Origin of the sequence: Thioalkalivibrio sp. ALE30, assembly GCF_000377465.1 — a bacterium.
In the GTDB taxonomy this organism is placed as follows: domain Bacteria; phylum Pseudomonadota; class Gammaproteobacteria; order Ectothiorhodospirales; family Ectothiorhodospiraceae; genus Thioalkalivibrio.
Map to the genome: position 1 here is coordinate 14,677 of NZ_KB898177.1, position 15,375 is coordinate 30,051.

The following is a 15,375-nucleotide window of genomic DNA, read 5'->3' on the forward strand; positions in this document are numbered from 1 at the left end:
CGACACGGGCGGAAGCGAGCGGGCCCGGGCGGGCCCGCGCGAGTGGGCATCAGAAGCGATGGGCGCCGTGGGCGCCGAGGGCCACGTTCAGCTGCAGCATGAACTCCAGCCCGCGGTCGCGGTGGCCGTCGTCATCGATGAAGTCATTCTGCGACAGCTGGGCGCGCAGGAACACCGGCTCCACCGGGCGGAAAGTGACCTGGGCGGAGTGGCGATAGGAGGTACCGAAGGAGTCGCCGTCGCCGCGGCCGACGTCGTTGGTCAGGCCAAGGGCCTCGGCGCGAAGACCGGCCTCCCAGCGCGGGGCAAAGCCGTAGACGCCCTGGACGTAGATACCGTCCTGCTTGTTCTTGAAGCTTTGCTCGTTGCGCACGAAACCCACGGGGCCATTGCCGTCTGCCTCGAAGTTCACGTCACGGCGGTCGACGTCGATTTCGCGGTAGAAGTACTCGCCCTGCAGCCGCCAGTCGCCATGGCCGTAGGCGCGGCCGGCGCTGTACTTGTAGACGGCGTCGAGGCCGGCGAACCAGGCGCTGCCGTCCCAGTCCTCGAAGCGGGTGGAGTGCTCGTCCGTCACCTGATAGCTGCGGGCGTAGCCACCGGAGACGCCGAACTGCGCGGCGTGGTCAGGGCCAAGATCCGGGCCGAACTTGGCGAAGGCGGTGACCAGGCGCGGGCCGGAGCGGTCCCGAAGAATGCGTTCCTGACCGTTGAGCGCCGACTGACTACCCTCGTAGTTGGCGATTCCGCTGGTTTCGCCCTGCAGCAGTTCCACCCCGAGTTGGGTGTAGGCCTCGGTCGGTGCGACCCAGGTGGCCTGGACGCCGGTTTCCTGGAGGCCGTGGTCGCCGAAGATGTACTCGTTTACCAGCGGACGGTCGACGAAGTCCCAGTCGTGGCCGTGGCGGCTGTTAATGTACCCGATGTCGGACAGGAACTTACCGGCCTTGATCTGGAAGCCGCCAGGCAGGGCACGGGTGGTCAGATAGGCCTCTTCGACCTCTACATGATCCTCGTCGAAGCCGACCATCAGTACGCCGTCGAAGAGGTCGCCCAGGTTGGCCTCGAAGACCAATTCGCTATGGCCCAGGTTGAATCCGTCGTCGAAGCCGTGGTCATGACCATGATCGTGGCCATGGCTATGGCCATGGTCGTGGCCGTCGTCGAAGCCCGCCGGGTCTTGGTTCCCTCGGGTCATTTCGTTGTAGTAGATGCCTTCCAGTATCAGCGAGACGTCCAGCCCCCAGGAACGGTCTTCGGACTGGGCGCTCCATTGCGCGGCAGCGGCCCCGGGGGCGGCGAGGGCCAGGGCGGTGAGTCCGGCAAGGACGGGGCGGGCGTATGGGGCGCGGGACATGTCGAGCTCCTTGTTGCACGGCAGACTGCAGCCAGGATCAGTGGGTCCGCCGATGAAGGTGAGTTGTTATAGCGTAACGTCAAGGCATGAACGTTATACAATAACAACCCTGGATTCAACCCCGTTCCAGCCAGTCAGCTTGTGGCGGATCGGTCTCGGGGGAGGCCCGCGCGGGCGAACGCCGCGCGCCAGGGCTCCAGCTTTTCGGTCAGGCTCAGGCGGGCATTGGCGGGGCTGGTGGAGGGCAGGCGCAGGGCCTCGACGCCCAGGGCGCGGGTCTCGCGGATGCGCCGCGCGCTCTCGGCGCCGTTGTGGATGATCACGCGCAGGCCCGGGGCCTCGCGGGTCAGGCGGGCCAGATCGTTGGGGACCGGTTCGCGGATGGCGCTGTCCAGGCTCCCCTCGCGCGAGCAGGCCCCGTAGACGTCCCAGAGGCCCACGCCGTGGTCGAGCAGGCGCTGGATGCGCTCCGGGTAGTCCAGCTCCGGGAAGGGTTCGCCGAGGATCTGCCCGGCAATGGGCCAGAACTGGTTGCGCGGGTGGGCGTAGTAGGCCCGGGCCTCCAGCGACGCCACGCCGGGAAAGCTACCCAGCACGACCAGTCGGGTATCCGCTCGCAGGATCGGCGGGAACGCTTCAAGGGTGGCTGAGCCAGCGGTCACAGGAAGGTGGGGCAAGCGGGCTGAGAGGGTGGGGCGGTGTCAGGCGCGGTCCTGCTGACTCCGACGGCAGTCGCCGCACTGGCCGTGCAGTTCCACCATGCGCGACTCGATGGCGAAGTCCTGTCCCTCGGCTTCCTCTTCCAGTGCGCGGCTGGCCGGTTCCGGGGTGTGGAACTCGGTGATCTGGCCGCAGCCGTCGCAGATCATCAACGCGGATTCGTGGCGCTCCCCGGGATGCGAGCAGGCGACGAATCCATTGAGGCTCTCGATGCGGTGGATCAGCCCCTGCTCCAGCAGGAAGGCCAGGGTGCGGTAGACCGTCGGCGGCTTGATGCTGTGATCGTCGGAGGACAGGGCGTGGATCAGGTCGTAGGCCTTGATCACGCCCTCGGTGCGCAGGATCTGTTCGAGGATGCGCCGGCGCTGCTCGGTCAGGCGCGCACCCTGGCGGGCACAGACGCGTTCGGCGTCGGCAAGGGCCTGTTCGATGTCCGGCGTCTGGGTCTCGGCGGCGGCAGTCATGCGCCTAGCATAGCCCAAACACTCATCGCGTCCGTAACCGCCCCGGGCATCAGGCGGGTTCGGCATCGGCCGCGGGCTCCGGGTCGGGCTGTTCGGGGCGCGTGGCGTCGGGACGGGCGAAGATCTCGGCGGACCAGCGGGCGCGGTCGGCCGCCGGTTCGGTCTCGCGCGCCACCATGTGCGCGTCCACGGCCGTGATGCGGTGGTCCAGGCCCTCGCCATTGGCGATCTGGATGGCGAGCCCCGGGCGAGCATTGAGCTCCAGGATCAGCGGTCCGCGGTCGGCGTCGATGACCACGTCCACTCCCAGGTAGCCGAGCTGGCTCAGCTCGAAGCAGCCCGCGGCGAGCTCCATCAGCTGGCCCCAGTCAGGAATCTGCAGACCGACGATGCTCTGCTCGCTGTCAGGGTGTTCGCGGCAGGGCTTGTTGTAGCGCACCCCGCCGATGGTCCGGCCGGAGCCCAGGTCGATGCCCGTGCCGACCGCGCCCTGGTGCAGGTTGGCCTTGCCGTCGGAGTCCTGGGTCGGCAGGCGCATCATCGCCATGACCGGGTAGCCGCGATAGACGACCGTGCGGATGTCCGGCACGCCCCGGTGCGAGACCGCGTCGAACACCGAGGAAAAACGCACCCGCTGTTCGATCATGGCGACGTCCGGGCGCCCGCCCAGGCTGTACATCCCTGACAGGATGTTGGAGATGTGGTCGTCCAGCTCGCTCAGCTCTATGGCGCGGCCGCCCGCCCGGCGCGGCCGGTCGCCGCGCCAGCCCTCGATCACCAGGATGCCGTCGCCCGCGGCGCCATGCGCTGGCTTGATCACGAAGCCGTCTTCGTAGTCCCGCAGCTGGCGGCGTACGTCGCGGATCTGGCGGTGGGTGCGCACGACCCCGTAGAGATCGGGCACCGACAGGCCGGCATCCAGCGCCAGTTTTTTGGTCTGCAGCTTGTCGTCCACCCGCGGGTAGAAGCGCCGGGAGTTCCAGGCCGCGATGTAGCGGGCATTGCGGGCGTTCATGCCCACGATGCCCTGTTCCTTCAGCAGCTTCGGGCGCACGAAGCGCGGGAACCAGGCCGGCATCAGTCGGGCCTCCGCATCGCGTCCTGGATACGGCCGAAGCGGAACAGTTCCGTCAGGCGGTAGCCGGTGTAACGCCCGAGCAGCAGGGTCACGGCCAGCAGCACCAGCAGCAGTTCCGGGAACACGAACAGCAGGTGCTCCAGCTGCCGGTTGGCCATCAGGCCGTAGGCGGCGGCCGCCACGACCAGGCTGCCGATGCCCTGGGTAATGGCGTCGGCCGGCCCGTGCTCCTCCCATACGACCGACATGCGCTCGATGGTCATGGCGAGGATGACCATGGGGAACAGTGACAGCGCCAGGGCCCGCTCGAAGCCCAGTTGATGCGACAGCACGCTGATCCCGAGCATCAGCATGATGACCACGCTGACGACCGCGGCCAGACGGGGCACCAGGAGCAGCCGCAGGTGCTCCAGGTAGAAGCGCACGGCCAGGCCCAGTGCGACGATCAGGGTGAACAGGATGATCCCCGCCAGCAGCTGGGTTTCGCGGAAGGACAGCGCGATCAGCACCGGCATGAAGGTGCCGAAGGTCTGGATGCCGATCACGTTGCGCAGGAACACGATGATCATCGCACCCAGAGGCACCATCAGCAGCACGCGGTAGGTGTTCTGCGTGCCCAGCGGCAGGTTCAGGGTGGAGAAGTCGAGGATGCGGGTGTCCAGGGTGTCGCCGAAGCGCTGGATGGTCGCCAGGGCATCCTGCACCCCGCGCGAGACCGCGAACCGGACCTCGGCGGCCTCGCCATTGGATACCTCGAGCAGCGGGGCGCTGCCGTGCGACCAGACGACTACGTCCGCGGGATACTCGATCTCGCCGGTCTCCGGGTCGATGGGGACCCAGCGCCGGGTGTTGTGGACCTCCAGCCAGGTCTGCGGCTCGATGTCGCGGCGGCCATCGACCAGCCGGAGGGCCGTCACCTGGCGCGCGGGGATCCGCGCGGTGGCCAGCAGTTCGATCAGGGTCTCGGTGCGGCGCGTGCGGTTGTCGTCGCTCTCGATGAACACCGCCGCGTTGGATGCGGGGGCGGCGTTGGCGAGGTCATTGACCAGCACCGAGGCAAAGCTCTGGATATCCGAGGAACGGCCGCGTACGTCGTCGATCAGGGCATCGGCGGCGGAACGGAAGGGCTCGGTCCAGTCGGGTACGGCCACCGGCCCGGGGTACTCCGACTCGGAGCGGTCGTTGCCGTCGCGATAGAGCGTGGCGCGGTAGTAGAGAACCTGTTCACCGCGTGGCTGGCGGGTGGTCCACTGGGCCAGGCGATCCTCGGCCTGGGTAATGGAGTTCAGGCCGTAGCCGCGCGAGACGAAGCCTTCGTCCAGAATGGAGAAATTGGGCAGGCGATGCGGGATGCGCAGCTCCACCGTGGCTGCGCCGCCGGTGGGCTGATAGCGCACCCGTGCCTCCACCTGCCAGGTCTCGGCGGTGGCGTCCGGCTGCAGGGGCATGCCCAGCGCGCTGACCTTGTAGGCGAAGACCCCGAGCCCGACCGCGCTCAGCAGCACGATCAGGATCGGCAGGTGAAAGCGCTTCACTGGTCATCCGCCGCGCAGTCGGGCGCGCGCAGGTGTTTCTCGCCGGAATCGACCAGGATATGGCCGGCCATGTGGCTGCGACCGATCAGGGCCTGATAGGTCAGTGCCGTGCGGTCGATCAGGCTGGTGTCGGCGGTCAGGAGCTGGTTGCCAATGCAGAACTCCATGCGCACGACCGGGCGCTCCTGCGACTCGCCGCTGTGGCGCCGGATACGGACGATCCGTTCGATCGGGCGCTCGAGGGTGATGCGGGCGTCCTCGTCTTCCGGATCGATGATCTCGAAGCGGATCCAGTCCTCGCCGTCCTTTTCGAAGCGCTCCTTGTTCAGTGCGTTCAGCGAGGAGGAGGTCGCACCCGTGTCCATGCGTGCCTCCAGTACGACGTCTTCCTCGACGATCTGTACGTCCTCCACCGTGCCCAGGATGGCCATGGACGGGCCCGATTCGTGGGCCACGGCGGATTGCGCGAGGAACGCCAAGCCGAGCAGCATGGTCGGCAGGATGGAGTGGGTTAAGCTGGAACGACGGGCGGCTGGGGCAGTCACGCAGTCTCCTGAAGGTTACAAAACATCGAAGTCTAGCTGATCATAGTGGTTCACCCCTGTTAAAGGGTTCACAAACCCGCGGCCGTCTTCGTGCCGGCCGGTCACCGCAGTCCAGGAGTCGCCATGCACTGGGTAGTCGATCTCGCCGACCTGACCATGAACGATGTCGCGAAGGTGGGCGGCAAGAATGCGTCCCTGGGGGAGCTGCTCGGACAGCTGGGCGCGGCCGGGGTGCGCGTGCCGGGCGGGTTCGCCACCACCGCGGATGCCTATCGCGCCCTGCTGGCGAAGGACAGCCTGGATGAACGGATCAAGGCGCGCCTGGCGGATCTGGATATCGACGACATCGAGGCGCTGCGCGCCGCCGGGCGCGAGGTGCGCGGCTGGATCGAGCAGGCCGAACTGCCGGCCGAGCTGGAACAGGCGGTGCGCGAACACTACGCGCAACTGGGGGACGAGGTCCCGGTAGCGGTGCGCTCCTCGGCGACCGCCGAGGACCTGCCCGAGGCCTCGTTCGCCGGACAGCAGGAGACCTTTCTCAATGTGCGCGGCATCGATGCCCTGCTGCAGCGGCTGCGCGAGTGCTTCGCCAGCCTGTACAACGACCGCGCCATTGCCTATCGCGTGCACAACGGTTTCGCCCATGACGAGGTCGCGCTGTCGGCCGGTATCCAGCGCATGGTGCGCTCCGACGTCGGCGCCAGCGGTGTGATCTTCACGCTGGATACCGAGAGCGGCTTTCGTGATGCGGTGTTCATTACCGGGGCCTGGGGCCTCGGCGAGACGGTGGTGCAGGGCGCGGTGAATCCCGACGAGTATCAGGTCTACAAGCCGGCGCTGGCGGCCGGCAAGCGCGCCATCATCGGCCGCACCCTCGGCACCAAGGCGGTGCGCATGGTGCTGACCGGGGATGGCACGCGCACCGAGGACACCCCGGAGGACCTGCGCCAGCGCTTCTGCCTGTCGGATGCCGACGCCGAGCAGCTCGGGCGCTTTGCGGTGGCGATCGAGCAGCACTACGGCCGGCCGATGGACATCGAGTGGGCGCAGGACGGAGAGACCGGCGAGCTGTTTATCGTGCAGGCGCGCCCGGAGACCGTGGAGAGTCGCGTCGAGCTGGGCGCGGGCGAGCGCTACGAACTGGCGCCGCACGAGGCGGAGCCGCTGGTTACGGGCCGGGCGATCGGCGCGAAGATCGGGGCCGGTGTCGTGCGCGTGCTGGATTCCCCGGATGCCATGCACACCATGGAGGAGGGCGACATCCTGGTCGCGGACATGACCGATCCCGACTGGGAACCGATCATGAAGCGCTCCGCCGCGATCGTCACCAACCGCGGCGGGCGTACCTGCCACGCGGCGATCATCGCCCGCGAGATGGGCATCCCGGCGGTAGTGGGCTGCGGCAATGCGACCGAGGTGCTCTCCGACGGGATGCAGGCGACCGTCTCCTGCGCCGAGGGGGATGATGGTCACGTGTATCCGGGCACACTCGAGTACACGGTGAAGAAGACCGACATCGGCGAACTGCCGAAGCTGCCGGTCAAACTGATGCTGAACGTGGCCAACCCGGGTCGTGCCTATGCCTTCTCGCAGCTTCCGCATGCCGGGATCGGCCTGGCGCGGCTGGAGTTCATCATCAACGGCACCATCGGGGTGCACCCGCTGGCGCTGCTGGACTACGCCGAGGACCCGGGCCGCCTGGATGCCGAGGTCCAGGAGCGCATTGCCGAGCGTCTGCGCGGGTTCGATGACGGCCCGCGCGAGTTCTTTGTGCGCAAGCTGTCCGAGGGCATCGCGACGCTGGCGGCGGCCTTCGCGCCGGAGCCGGTGATCGTGCGGTTGTCCGACTTCAAGTCCAACGAGTACGCCCACCTGATCGGGGGGCGCGGCTACGAGCCGCAGGAAGAAAACCCCATGCTCGGCTTTCGCGGGGCCTCGCGCTACCGCTCGGAGACCTTCCGCCCGGCCTTCGCGATGGAGTGCGAGGCCCTGCGGCGGGTGCGCGACGACATGGGACTGGACAACGTGCAGATCATGGTCCCGTTCGTGCGCACCCTGACCGAGGCCGAGGACGTGATCCGGGTGCTGGACGAGGAGGGGCTGCGCCGCGGCGAGAACGGCCTGAAGGTCGTGATGATGTGCGAGATCCCCTCCAACGCGCTGCTGGCGGCGCGTTTTCTCGAGCATTTCGACGGCTTCTCCATCGGCTCCAACGATCTGACCCAGCTGACCCTGGGAGTGGACCGCGACTCCGGACTGGTGGCGGAGTCGTTCGACGAGCGCGACGATGCGGTGAAGGCGCTTCTGAGTATGGCCATCCGGGCCGCCCGGCGCGCCGACAAGTACGTCGGTATCTGCGGCCAGGCCCCGTCCGACTATCCGGAGCTGGCGGCCTGGCTGATGAACGAGGGCATCGAGTCGCTGTCGCTGAACCCCGATTCGCTGTTGTCCACCTGGGAACAGCTCGCACAGGGGCGGGAGCCCGGTAATGGCTGATGCCGCCGCCCAGTGCCCGCAGGTCTACCTGGTTTCGGACGGGACCGGGATCACCGCGGAGACGCTGGCGCGCTCGCTGTTCACCCAGTTTCCGGATGTCGACCCGGCCTGGCACCGACTGCCATTCGTGCAGACCCCCGGCCGCCTGGCCGGCGTGTTCGCCCGGGCCGAGGCCGGTCCGCAGCCGGCCCTGGTGGTCGCTACCCTGGCGAATGCCGACCTGCGGGCCGACCTGCGCCATTGCCCGGTGCCGGTGATCGATGTCTTCGGCGAGCAGGTGGAGCGACTGGAGGGCCTGCTGGGGGTCGCGTCGCAGTCTGTGTCCGGACGGGCCCATGGCATGGGCGACGTCAGCCGCTACGACCGCCGCATCGAGGCGCTGAACTACACCCTGGCCCATGATGATGGCCTGGCCACTCAGGATCTGTCGGTCGCCGACGTCGTGCTGCTGGGGGCCTCGCGTTCCGGCAAGACACCCACCAGTCTCTATCTGGCGATGAACTACGCCCTGTTTGCCGCCAACTACCCGCTGGTCCCGGAGGACCTGCACCAGGGCGATATCCCGCACATGCCCGAAGGGCTGCGGGGGCTCGGCGGTCGACTGGTGGGCCTGACCATCACGCCACAGCGCCTGGCGCAGATTCGCGAGGGGCGCCGTCCCGACAGCCGCTACGCGAGTCTGGCGCAGTGCCGGGCGGAATGCGTGGCGATCCAGGAATTCTTCGATACCTGGCGGATCCCGCACCTGGACGTGACCGAGCTGTCGATCGAGGAGATCGCTACCCGGGTGCGCGACTGCATGGATGCCCGCCGCGGCGGCTGAGCCGCGCCGGCAAGCCGCACCGGACGCGTCACAGCTTGGCATCCCGCCGGGCTTGCCGGAGAATGGGCGCGGTCAACTCGCTGCACCGCAAGGAGCCCGCATGCCCGCCGCCGGAACCGGACAAGAGATCGCCATCTTCCTCGTCAGCGTTGTCTTCGGGATCTACATCATCCTGCTGATCCTGCGGACGATCTTCGGCCTGGTGCGGGCCGACTACTACAACCCGATCTCGCAGACCATCGTGATGCTGACCGATCCGCCGCTGCGGGTGCTGCGGCCGGTGATTCCGTCCGTGGGACGGGTCGATCTCGCCGCGATCGTGCTGATGATCGTGCTCAAGTTCATCGAGATCTGGTTGCGCGTGCTCATCGTTGGCGTGGACGTGGGGCTCGGGCTCATCCTGGCCGTGGCGATCCGCGAGCTGCTGACCACCGTGATCTGGGTCTTCATCATCGCGCTGATCGTCGAGGTGGTGATGAGCTGGATCCAGGTCGGGGGCGGCGGCGCCGCCAACAACCCCATCATGCGCCTGGCCGGCGCGGTGAACCGTCCCATCCTCGGCCCGCTGCGCCGGGCCCTGCCGAACACCGGTGCGATCGATTTTTCGCCGATGATTGCCCTGGTCGGGCTCTATATCCTGCTGATTATCGTCCGCTCTTTCTGAATCCGCCGAGCGGGGGTCGGCACGCGCGCCGCCACCCCCGGTTTCAATCGCAGCAAAAGCGGCTAGACTCGAAGACAGGGGTACCTGAGAGCCTGTCTCCGCAGGGCCCCGCTTTCCCCATCAGGCAAAGGAGTCAGCCATGGCAAGAGTGCATCGGGTCTTTACCGGCTTTCTCGTCGCTTTGGCGGCGGTCGCTCTCGGCAGCTCGATCGCATCCGCCAACGAGGCGGAGTTCGACAATTACGTCGTCCACTACAACGTGATCAACACCACCTTCCTGTCGCCGGAGGTCGCGCGGGCCTATGACGTGCGGCGCAGTTCCAACCGGGCGATGGTCAACGTCAGCGTGATGGAGCGGGGCGATAACGGTCTGCAGGCGGTCTCCGCCGAGGTCACCGGGTCGGCCACCAACATGAACGACCAGATGCGCAACCTGCGTTTCCGCGAGATCCAGGATGGTGATGCCATCTACTTCCTGTCGGAGGTGACGGTTCGCAGCGGCGAGACCCTCGACTTCGCGATCGATGTCGCCCCGGCGGGCAGCGAACGCGTGCTGCCGGTGCGCTTCTCGCGCGACTTTTTCGTGGACTGAGCCCCGCCCGGGGCCTTCCGAATGATCCCCCGCCCGCCCGGGCGGGGGATCACATCGCCACACTCAGCAGCATCCAGACCCCGTACAGCGCGACCCCGCCGCCGGCGATCCGGCGGACCCAGGGGCGGCGCACGAAGGCCGCCAGGCGTGCGGCGAACACCCCCATCAGCAGCAGATTGGGCAGCGTGCCCAGGGCAAAGGCACCCATCAGCGCGGCGCCCTCCAGGGCCCCGCCGGCACCCAGTGACCAGGCCAGCACGCTGTACACCAGCCCGCAGGGCAGCCAGCCCCACAGTCCGCCGACCACCAGGGCCTGCCCGGCGTGGCGCACTGGCAGGAAGCGCCGCCCCAGCGGTTCGATGCGCCGCCACAGCACCCCGCCGGCCTGTTCCAGGCGCGCGAGGATCGGCCACCAGCCGGCGAGATAGCACCCGAGCAGGATCAGGAAGACTGCGGCGAAGCCCTGCAGGATCGCCTGACCGGCCGGCAGGCCGCCCAGCAGACTGGCTCCCAGCCACCCGGCCAGGGCCCCGGCAACGACATAGCTCGCCATGCGCCCGAGGTTGTAGGCGAGCAGCAGGTCCAGCCCCGGCCCGCGGCGACCGTGGCCCATGGAGATCGCGCCGACGATGCCGCCGCACATCCCCAGGCAGTGCACGCCGCCGAGGATGCCCACCGCCAGCGCGGCCAGCAGGGTACCCGGGTCACCCATCAGTGCGTGCCCCGGTCAGTCCGGATCGGCCGCATCGCCCAGCACCTCGTGCTTGGTTCGGATGAAGGTGGCGTGGGGCACATAGAGCAGGTCCGCGAGGTGCCGGATGACCGCCTCCTGGCGTTTGTGCAGGTCGCGGTTGGCCCAGGCGGCGCGCCACAGGGCGCGCAGGATGTCGGCCTTCTGCTCGGCATCGAAGGCCGCATTGACCTCGCGCACCATCGGGTGGATGGAGATCAGCGCGTCGCTCTCCTCCTGCGCGATCTCCAGCAGCGCATCGGCGGTATCGTTGTCCAGGCGGAACAACTCGATCAGGCTGCCACGTACCGATTCGAGCTCCTCCGCGCGCAGTTCGAAGTCGGCGCGGCAGACTTCCATGATCAGGGCCGCGGCGGCGCGCTGCAGGCGCTGTTCGGGATCGCCCTCGGCGCGATCGCTGCGTTCGGCGCCCAGCAGGCGCTGCCAGTGGCTGCGTAGTTGTTCAATCACCGCGTGGTCTCCGTCTACTCGCGCTGTGCGGTATGGTGCCCGAATGGAATCCGTTCGGCCCGAATCCCCCGATCTCCTCCTGCTCTCCGGCGGCATCGAGAGCAGCGCCCTGCTGGCGCAGTGCCATGCAGCCGGCCAGGTGCTGCGCGCCGTCTGGGTCGACTATGGCCAGCGCAATGCGGCCCGCGAATGGGCGGCGGTGGAGCATCTGGCCGGGGTCTACGGCGCGACGCCCGTCGCGCTGGACCTGCAGTCCCTGCGCGCGGCCTTCACCCGGCGCAACGACTGGGTCGGGCATGTGCCGTTGCCCCAGCGCAATCTGCTGGTGCTGGCGCTGGCGGTCAACCTGGCCGAACACCACGGTGCCGGGCGTATCCTTTTGGCCCTGAACCGCGAGGATCAGGGGCATGGGCCGGGTTCGCAGCCCGGGTTCGTGCAGCAGGTCTCGGCGCTGGCCGGGACCCTGGTCCCGCATCTGCAGGTCGAGGCGCCGCTGATCGAGCAGTCGAAGGCGGAAATCATCGCCACGACGGATCCGCTGGGGATCGACTGGCGCCGCACCTGGAGCTGCCTTCTGGCACAATCGCGCCACTGCGGGCGCTGCCCGCAGTGCCAGGCCCGGCGCGCCGCGTTCGCCGCGGCCGGCATCCCCGACCCGACCGACTACCGCGAAGCACCCCGATGACCGATGCCGCCATTCCCCGCCATGTCTCCGAGCGTCTGGAGATCGCCATCCTCACCGGCGAAACCCTGCAACTGAACTGGGCCGAGCCCGGTTCCAGTCAAGCCTGGTGGGGCAAGGTAACGCCCCGCGAAGTGCGCGAGGCGGAGGGTTTTCACTGGCTGGATGGCGAGTGCGAAGGCCGGTCGGTGCAGATCCGTCTGGACCTGATCCGCAACCTGCCGACCCCGGTCAAGTAGCTGCCGGATCGCCGGCCCGGTCTCTCGCGGCGGGCAGGCCGGACATCAGATCGGCCAGTGACTCCAGCAGCACGAAGTCTTCCGAGTGCATGGGGTCGCCGCGCTCGTCCGGGTAGCGCATGCCGCGCAGCTCCGCGATGCCCGCCCCGGCGGCGCTCGCCAGCGCCAGCAGGTTGTCGTCCACCAGCAGGGTGCGCTCCGGGTCATGGGGGGCGACCCGCTGCAGGCGCTCCCAGAACGCGGCCTCTTCCTTCGCGCAATCCAGATCGTGGGCGGAGACGATGGTGTCCAGATGGTCGCCGATGCGGGTGAGCTGGTGCTTGAAGGCGTAGACCTGCGGATGGGCATTGGTCACCAGCACCCGCCGCCGGCCGGCACGTTCAAGGGCGGCCAGCAACGCATTGGCATGCGGTTTCAGGGCGATATGATGGGCCAGTTCGCGTTTCAGGCCCAGGATGTCCAGCCCGGTGAAGCGCGTCCAGTGATCCACGCAGTACCATTCCAGCTTGCCGCGCACCCGCTGCATCTCGTCCTCTAGGCGGCGGCGTGCGCATTCCGGGTCGTCCGGCTGGCAGCGGATGTACTCCCGCGGGATCAGCTCGCGCCAGAAGCGGTTGTCGAAGTGCAGGTCGAGCAGCGTGCCGTCCATGTCGAACAGCACGGTGTCGATGCGACTCCAGTCCACGGCGAGCGCGGGGGCGTGCGGATTTTTTTCGGGGTTTTGCGGGTCCACAGCAGACGGCCACATGATCGAGGGGATTGGTTATGGCTCTCATGGTACCCCAGGTTCGGTTTCTGCCCGCGCCCCTTCTTGTCGCGCTTCTGGCCCTGCCGGGCCCCACCCTGGCGATGGACCCGGATGATCCGGACTACGATCCGCTGGAGGATGATGCCCTGTGGGGCGAGACGGTCTCCCCGGACCAGACCCAGACGACCAGTCCGGAGCTGACGTTCCTGCTGGAGGAGCCGGACCGGACGCCGCATCACCACCAGAATCAGATCCGCATCACGGCCTCCTCCCTGGAGGACGGATGGGCCGATCTGCGCCAGTGTCACAACGATGTGGCGGCCATTCGGCGTATGGTCATTGTGTACAATGAGGCGACCATCGACGAACTCCAGGTCGAGTCCACCCGCAACATCGAATCCGCGCGCGCCGAGGGCGATCGTGTGGACCTGCGCGGGGTGGAGAAGGACGCCGAGGTCTGTGTGACCGCGCGCATGAAGATCGTCGAGCACGAGGGGGACGGCGTCTATCGCCTGGAGAACGGCCCGTTCGTTCGCCGCTTCCTCGACGGCTATTTCCCGATGCGCGTCACCATGGCCGTGAGCTGGGGTGATCTGGATCTGCGCCTGGCGGAGACCGAGCCGGCCGAGCAGGACGGGTTCGAGGTGGTGACCTCCGATCACGGGTTCATGTTCGACACCCTGTTCGAGGGCGAACTGCGGACCCTGGTGCGTCTGCGCAACAGCCACTGACCGCCCGGGAGGGCGCATGAGCCGAGACAAGCCGGATGTCCAGGGGCGACGCACGGTCGCCAGCAGTCGCCTGTTCGAGGTGGAAGAGCTGGACCTCGAGTTCAGCAATGGCGCGCGCACCTGCTTTGAGCGCCTGGTCAGCCGCGGCCATGGTGCGGTGATCATCGCCCCGGTGCAGGCCGACCGGACAATCCTCCTGATCCGCGAATACGCCGCGGGCACCCACCGCTACGAGCTGGGCCTGCCCAAGGGCCGCATCGAGGCGGGCGAGGATGTCCTGGCCGCCGCCAACCGGGAGATCATGGAGGAGGTGGGGCACGCCGGACACCGCCTGACCCACCTGGGTGCGCTGACCGTGGCGCCCGGCTACATGGCCCACCAGACGCATCTGGTGCTGGCCGAGGATCTCTATCCCGAGACCGCAGAGGGCGACGAACCGGAGGCGATCGAGGTGGTGCCCTGGTCGCTGGACCGCCTGACGGAGCTGGTTGCACGCGAGGACCTGACCGAGGCGCGTTCCATTGCCGCCCTGTACATGGTGCGCGATTACCTCGACGGATAGAGGCCTCCTGGCGCGTGCCGGTGTTCCCCCGGGGCCGCAACCCTGCCAAGCTAGGGGGAATGTTCCGGGAAAACGGGAGTTCCCCATGCATGCTCCGCCGAAGGATGCGGCCCTGACTGCCCTGATGCACGAGGTTTCGAGCCTGGCCGACGCGGCCGGCCACGCCATTCTCGAGCTCTACGAGACCCGTTTCGCGGTCACCGAGAAGGCCGACCACTCGCCGCTGACCGAGGCGGATCTGGCCGCCCACCGTATCCTGGTCGGCGGGCTGTCGGATATCGACCCGGACTGGCCGGTGTTGTCCGAGGAGGGGCAGGACGTGCCCTTCGCGCGGCGTCGGCAGTGGCCGACCTACTGGTTGATCGATCCCCTCGACGGGACCCGCGAGTTCGTGAAGCGCAATGGCGAGTTCACCGTGAACGTGGCGCTGATTCACAACCACGAGCCGGTCCTGGGCGTGGTCTGGTGTCCGGTGCTCAAGCGGCTGTATGCCGGGCACCGCGACGGGGTGGCGATCCGGCGGGACGAAGACCAGGCCCCGCGCACGATTGCGGTCGCCAGCGAGCGCATCGGCACGGATCATCCCGTGGTGGCGGGCAGCCGTTCACACGGGGCGGAACGCCTGAAGCTCGCGCTGGACCGGCTGGGCCCGCACGAGCTGGTCAGCATGGGCAGCTCGATGAAGCTGTGCCTGGTGGCCGAGGGCGCCGCCGATATCTATCCGCGCCTGGGGCCCACCAGCGAATGGGATACCGCGGCGGCCCATGCGGTGGTGCGGGCGGCCGGCGGCCGGGTGACCGACCTCCAGGGCCAGGAGCTTCGCTACAACACGCGCGAGAGCCTGTTGAACCCCGAGTTTCTGGTGTGCGCCGGCAACCCCGACGGCTGGCTGCGCCGCCTGGGATTGCCGGAGGCCTGAGGGAAACTCTAAGCGCGCG

The 15,375-nt window shown here is 68.1% G+C and carries 18 protein-coding genes; 9 read left to right on the forward strand and 9 right to left on the reverse strand.

Going from position 1 to position 15,375, the window contains the following annotated elements:
- Positions 1–49: 49 nt before the first annotated feature.
- The 6 genes from D107_RS0112185 to D107_RS13365 form a co-directional block, all read right to left on the reverse strand.
- Positions 50–1,357, reverse strand: coding sequence for a TonB-dependent receptor (locus D107_RS0112185; RefSeq protein WP_018881579.1), 1,308 nt, complete (start codon positions 1,355–1,357; stop codon positions 50–52).
- A gap of 134 nt (positions 1,358–1,491) precedes the next feature.
- On the reverse strand, positions 1,492–2,019 hold the full coding sequence (locus tag D107_RS0112190; RefSeq protein WP_038028834.1) for a DNA-deoxyinosine glycosylase: 528 nt from the start codon (positions 2,017–2,019) through the stop codon (positions 1,492–1,494).
- Positions 2,020–2,058: 39 nt separating this feature from the next.
- Complete coding sequence (locus tag D107_RS0112195; protein ID WP_018881580.1) at positions 2,059–2,541, reverse strand: Fur family transcriptional regulator; 483 nt, start codon at positions 2,539–2,541, stop codon at positions 2,059–2,061.
- A gap of 49 nt (positions 2,542–2,590) precedes the next feature.
- Complete coding sequence (locus D107_RS0112200) at positions 2,591–3,619, reverse strand: alpha-L-glutamate ligase-like protein (RefSeq protein ID WP_018881581.1); 1,029 nt, start codon at positions 3,617–3,619, stop codon at positions 2,591–2,593.
- Positions 3,619–5,154 (reverse strand): inactive transglutaminase family protein, encoded by a 1,536-nt coding sequence (locus tag D107_RS0112205; RefSeq protein WP_018866699.1) that lies wholly within the window; start codon positions 5,152–5,154, stop codon positions 3,619–3,621. The genes D107_RS0112200 and D107_RS0112205 overlap by 1 nt, the downstream gene beginning before the upstream one ends.
- A complete protein-coding gene (locus D107_RS13365; RefSeq protein ID WP_051074887.1) occupies positions 5,151–5,645 on the reverse strand; it encodes an ATP-dependent zinc protease in 495 nt (164 codons plus the stop codon). Before D107_RS13365 ends, D107_RS0112205 begins: the two co-directional genes overlap by 4 nt.
- Before the next feature lie 177 nt (positions 5,646–5,822).
- Here D107_RS13365 and ppsA point away from each other — a divergent pair, with 177 nt between their 5' ends.
- From ppsA to D107_RS0112230, 4 genes are all read left to right on the forward strand, one after another.
- A complete protein-coding gene (gene ppsA, locus D107_RS0112215; RefSeq protein WP_018881582.1) occupies positions 5,823–8,195 on the forward strand; it encodes a phosphoenolpyruvate synthase in 2,373 nt (790 codons plus the stop codon).
- A complete protein-coding gene (locus D107_RS0112220; RefSeq protein WP_018866702.1) occupies positions 8,188–9,018 on the forward strand; it encodes a pyruvate, water dikinase regulatory protein in 831 nt (276 codons plus the stop codon). Before ppsA ends, D107_RS0112220 begins: the two co-directional genes overlap by 8 nt.
- 100 nt (positions 9,019–9,118) lie before the next feature.
- Positions 9,119–9,682 (forward strand): YggT family protein, encoded by a 564-nt coding sequence (locus D107_RS0112225; protein ID WP_018881583.1) that lies wholly within the window; start codon positions 9,119–9,121, stop codon positions 9,680–9,682.
- A 139-nt stretch (positions 9,683–9,821) separates the two neighbouring features.
- Complete coding sequence (locus tag D107_RS0112230; RefSeq protein WP_018866704.1) at positions 9,822–10,274, forward strand: DUF4426 domain-containing protein; 453 nt, start codon at positions 9,822–9,824, stop codon at positions 10,272–10,274.
- Between the two features lie 49 nt (positions 10,275–10,323).
- On the opposite strand, the gene D107_RS0112235 is transcribed toward D107_RS0112230, so the two are convergent.
- Positions 10,324–10,986, reverse strand: a complete 663-nt coding sequence (locus tag D107_RS0112235) for a sulfite exporter TauE/SafE family protein (RefSeq protein WP_018881584.1) — start codon at positions 10,984–10,986, stop codon at positions 10,324–10,326.
- 15 nt (positions 10,987–11,001) lie between these two features.
- Complete coding sequence (locus tag D107_RS0112240; RefSeq protein ID WP_018881585.1) at positions 11,002–11,475, reverse strand: TerB family tellurite resistance protein; 474 nt, start codon at positions 11,473–11,475, stop codon at positions 11,002–11,004.
- A 43-nt stretch (positions 11,476–11,518) separates the two neighbouring features.
- Between D107_RS0112240 and D107_RS0112245 the strand changes: the two genes are divergently transcribed.
- Together D107_RS0112245 and D107_RS0112250 are read left to right on the forward strand one after the other, a co-directional pair.
- On the forward strand, positions 11,519–12,160 hold the full coding sequence (locus D107_RS0112245; protein WP_018881586.1) for a 7-cyano-7-deazaguanine synthase: 642 nt from the start codon (positions 11,519–11,521) through the stop codon (positions 12,158–12,160).
- Positions 12,157–12,396: a hypothetical protein gene (locus D107_RS0112250; RefSeq protein WP_018866708.1), complete on the forward strand. Its 240-nt coding sequence runs from the start codon at positions 12,157–12,159 to the stop codon at positions 12,394–12,396. The genes D107_RS0112245 and D107_RS0112250 overlap by 4 nt, the downstream gene beginning before the upstream one ends.
- Here D107_RS0112250 and D107_RS0112255 read toward each other — a convergent pair.
- Positions 12,389–13,129: an HAD family hydrolase gene (locus D107_RS0112255; protein WP_051074888.1), complete on the reverse strand. Its 741-nt coding sequence runs from the start codon at positions 13,127–13,129 to the stop codon at positions 12,389–12,391. The genes D107_RS0112250 and D107_RS0112255 overlap by 8 nt on opposite strands.
- Before the next feature lie 32 nt (positions 13,130–13,161).
- Between D107_RS0112255 and D107_RS0112260 the strand changes: the two genes are divergently transcribed.
- The 3 genes from D107_RS0112260 (at position 13,162) to cysQ (ending at position 15,356) form a co-directional block, all read left to right on the forward strand.
- Entirely contained in the window at positions 13,162–13,875 is a 714-nt protein-coding gene (locus tag D107_RS0112260; protein ID WP_081619389.1) for an alpha/beta hydrolase, read from the forward strand.
- Positions 13,876–13,891: 16 nt separating this feature from the next.
- The gene (nudE, locus tag D107_RS0112265) at positions 13,892–14,437 is read left to right on the forward strand and encodes an ADP compounds hydrolase NudE (protein ID WP_018866710.1); all 546 of its coding nucleotides are present in this window, start codon (positions 13,892–13,894) and stop codon (positions 14,435–14,437) included.
- 85 nt (positions 14,438–14,522) lie between these two features.
- Entirely contained in the window at positions 14,523–15,356 is an 834-nt protein-coding gene (gene cysQ / locus D107_RS0112270; protein WP_018878486.1) for a 3'(2'),5'-bisphosphate nucleotidase CysQ, read from the forward strand.
- The last annotated feature ends 19 nt before the right edge of the window (positions 15,357–15,375 follow it).

Coding starts and splice junctions, on each gene's coding strand:
- D107_RS0112185 (WP_018881579.1), bottom strand. CDS start 1,357: ATGTCCCGCGCCCCATACGCCCGCCCCGTCCTTGCCGGACTCACCGCC.
- D107_RS0112195 (WP_018881580.1), bottom strand. CDS start 2,541: ATGACTGCCGCCGCCGAGACCCAGACGCCGGACATCGAACAGGCCCTT.
- D107_RS0112200 (WP_018881581.1), bottom strand. CDS start 3,619: ATGCCGGCCTGGTTCCCGCGCTTCGTGCGCCCGAAGCTGCTGAAGGAA.
- D107_RS13365 (WP_051074887.1), bottom strand. CDS start 5,645: ATGCTGCTCGGCTTGGCGTTCCTCGCGCAATCCGCCGTGGCCCACGAA.
- ppsA (WP_018881582.1), top strand. CDS start 5,823: ATGCACTGGGTAGTCGATCTCGCCGACCTGACCATGAACGATGTCGCG.
- D107_RS0112220 (WP_018866702.1), top strand. CDS start 8,188: ATGGCTGATGCCGCCGCCCAGTGCCCGCAGGTCTACCTGGTTTCGGAC.
- D107_RS0112225 (WP_018881583.1), top strand. CDS start 9,119: ATGCCCGCCGCCGGAACCGGACAAGAGATCGCCATCTTCCTCGTCAGC.
- D107_RS0112230 (WP_018866704.1), top strand. CDS start 9,822: ATGGCAAGAGTGCATCGGGTCTTTACCGGCTTTCTCGTCGCTTTGGCG.
- D107_RS0112235 (WP_018881584.1), bottom strand. CDS start 10,986: ATGGGTGACCCGGGTACCCTGCTGGCCGCGCTGGCGGTGGGCATCCTC.
- D107_RS0112245 (WP_018881586.1), top strand. CDS start 11,519: ATGGAATCCGTTCGGCCCGAATCCCCCGATCTCCTCCTGCTCTCCGGC.
- D107_RS0112250 (WP_018866708.1), top strand. CDS start 12,157: ATGACCGATGCCGCCATTCCCCGCCATGTCTCCGAGCGTCTGGAGATC.
- D107_RS0112260 (WP_081619389.1), top strand. CDS start 13,162: ATGGCTCTCATGGTACCCCAGGTTCGGTTTCTGCCCGCGCCCCTTCTT.
- nudE (WP_018866710.1), top strand. CDS start 13,892: ATGAGCCGAGACAAGCCGGATGTCCAGGGGCGACGCACGGTCGCCAGC.
- cysQ (WP_018878486.1), top strand. CDS start 14,523: ATGCATGCTCCGCCGAAGGATGCGGCCCTGACTGCCCTGATGCACGAG.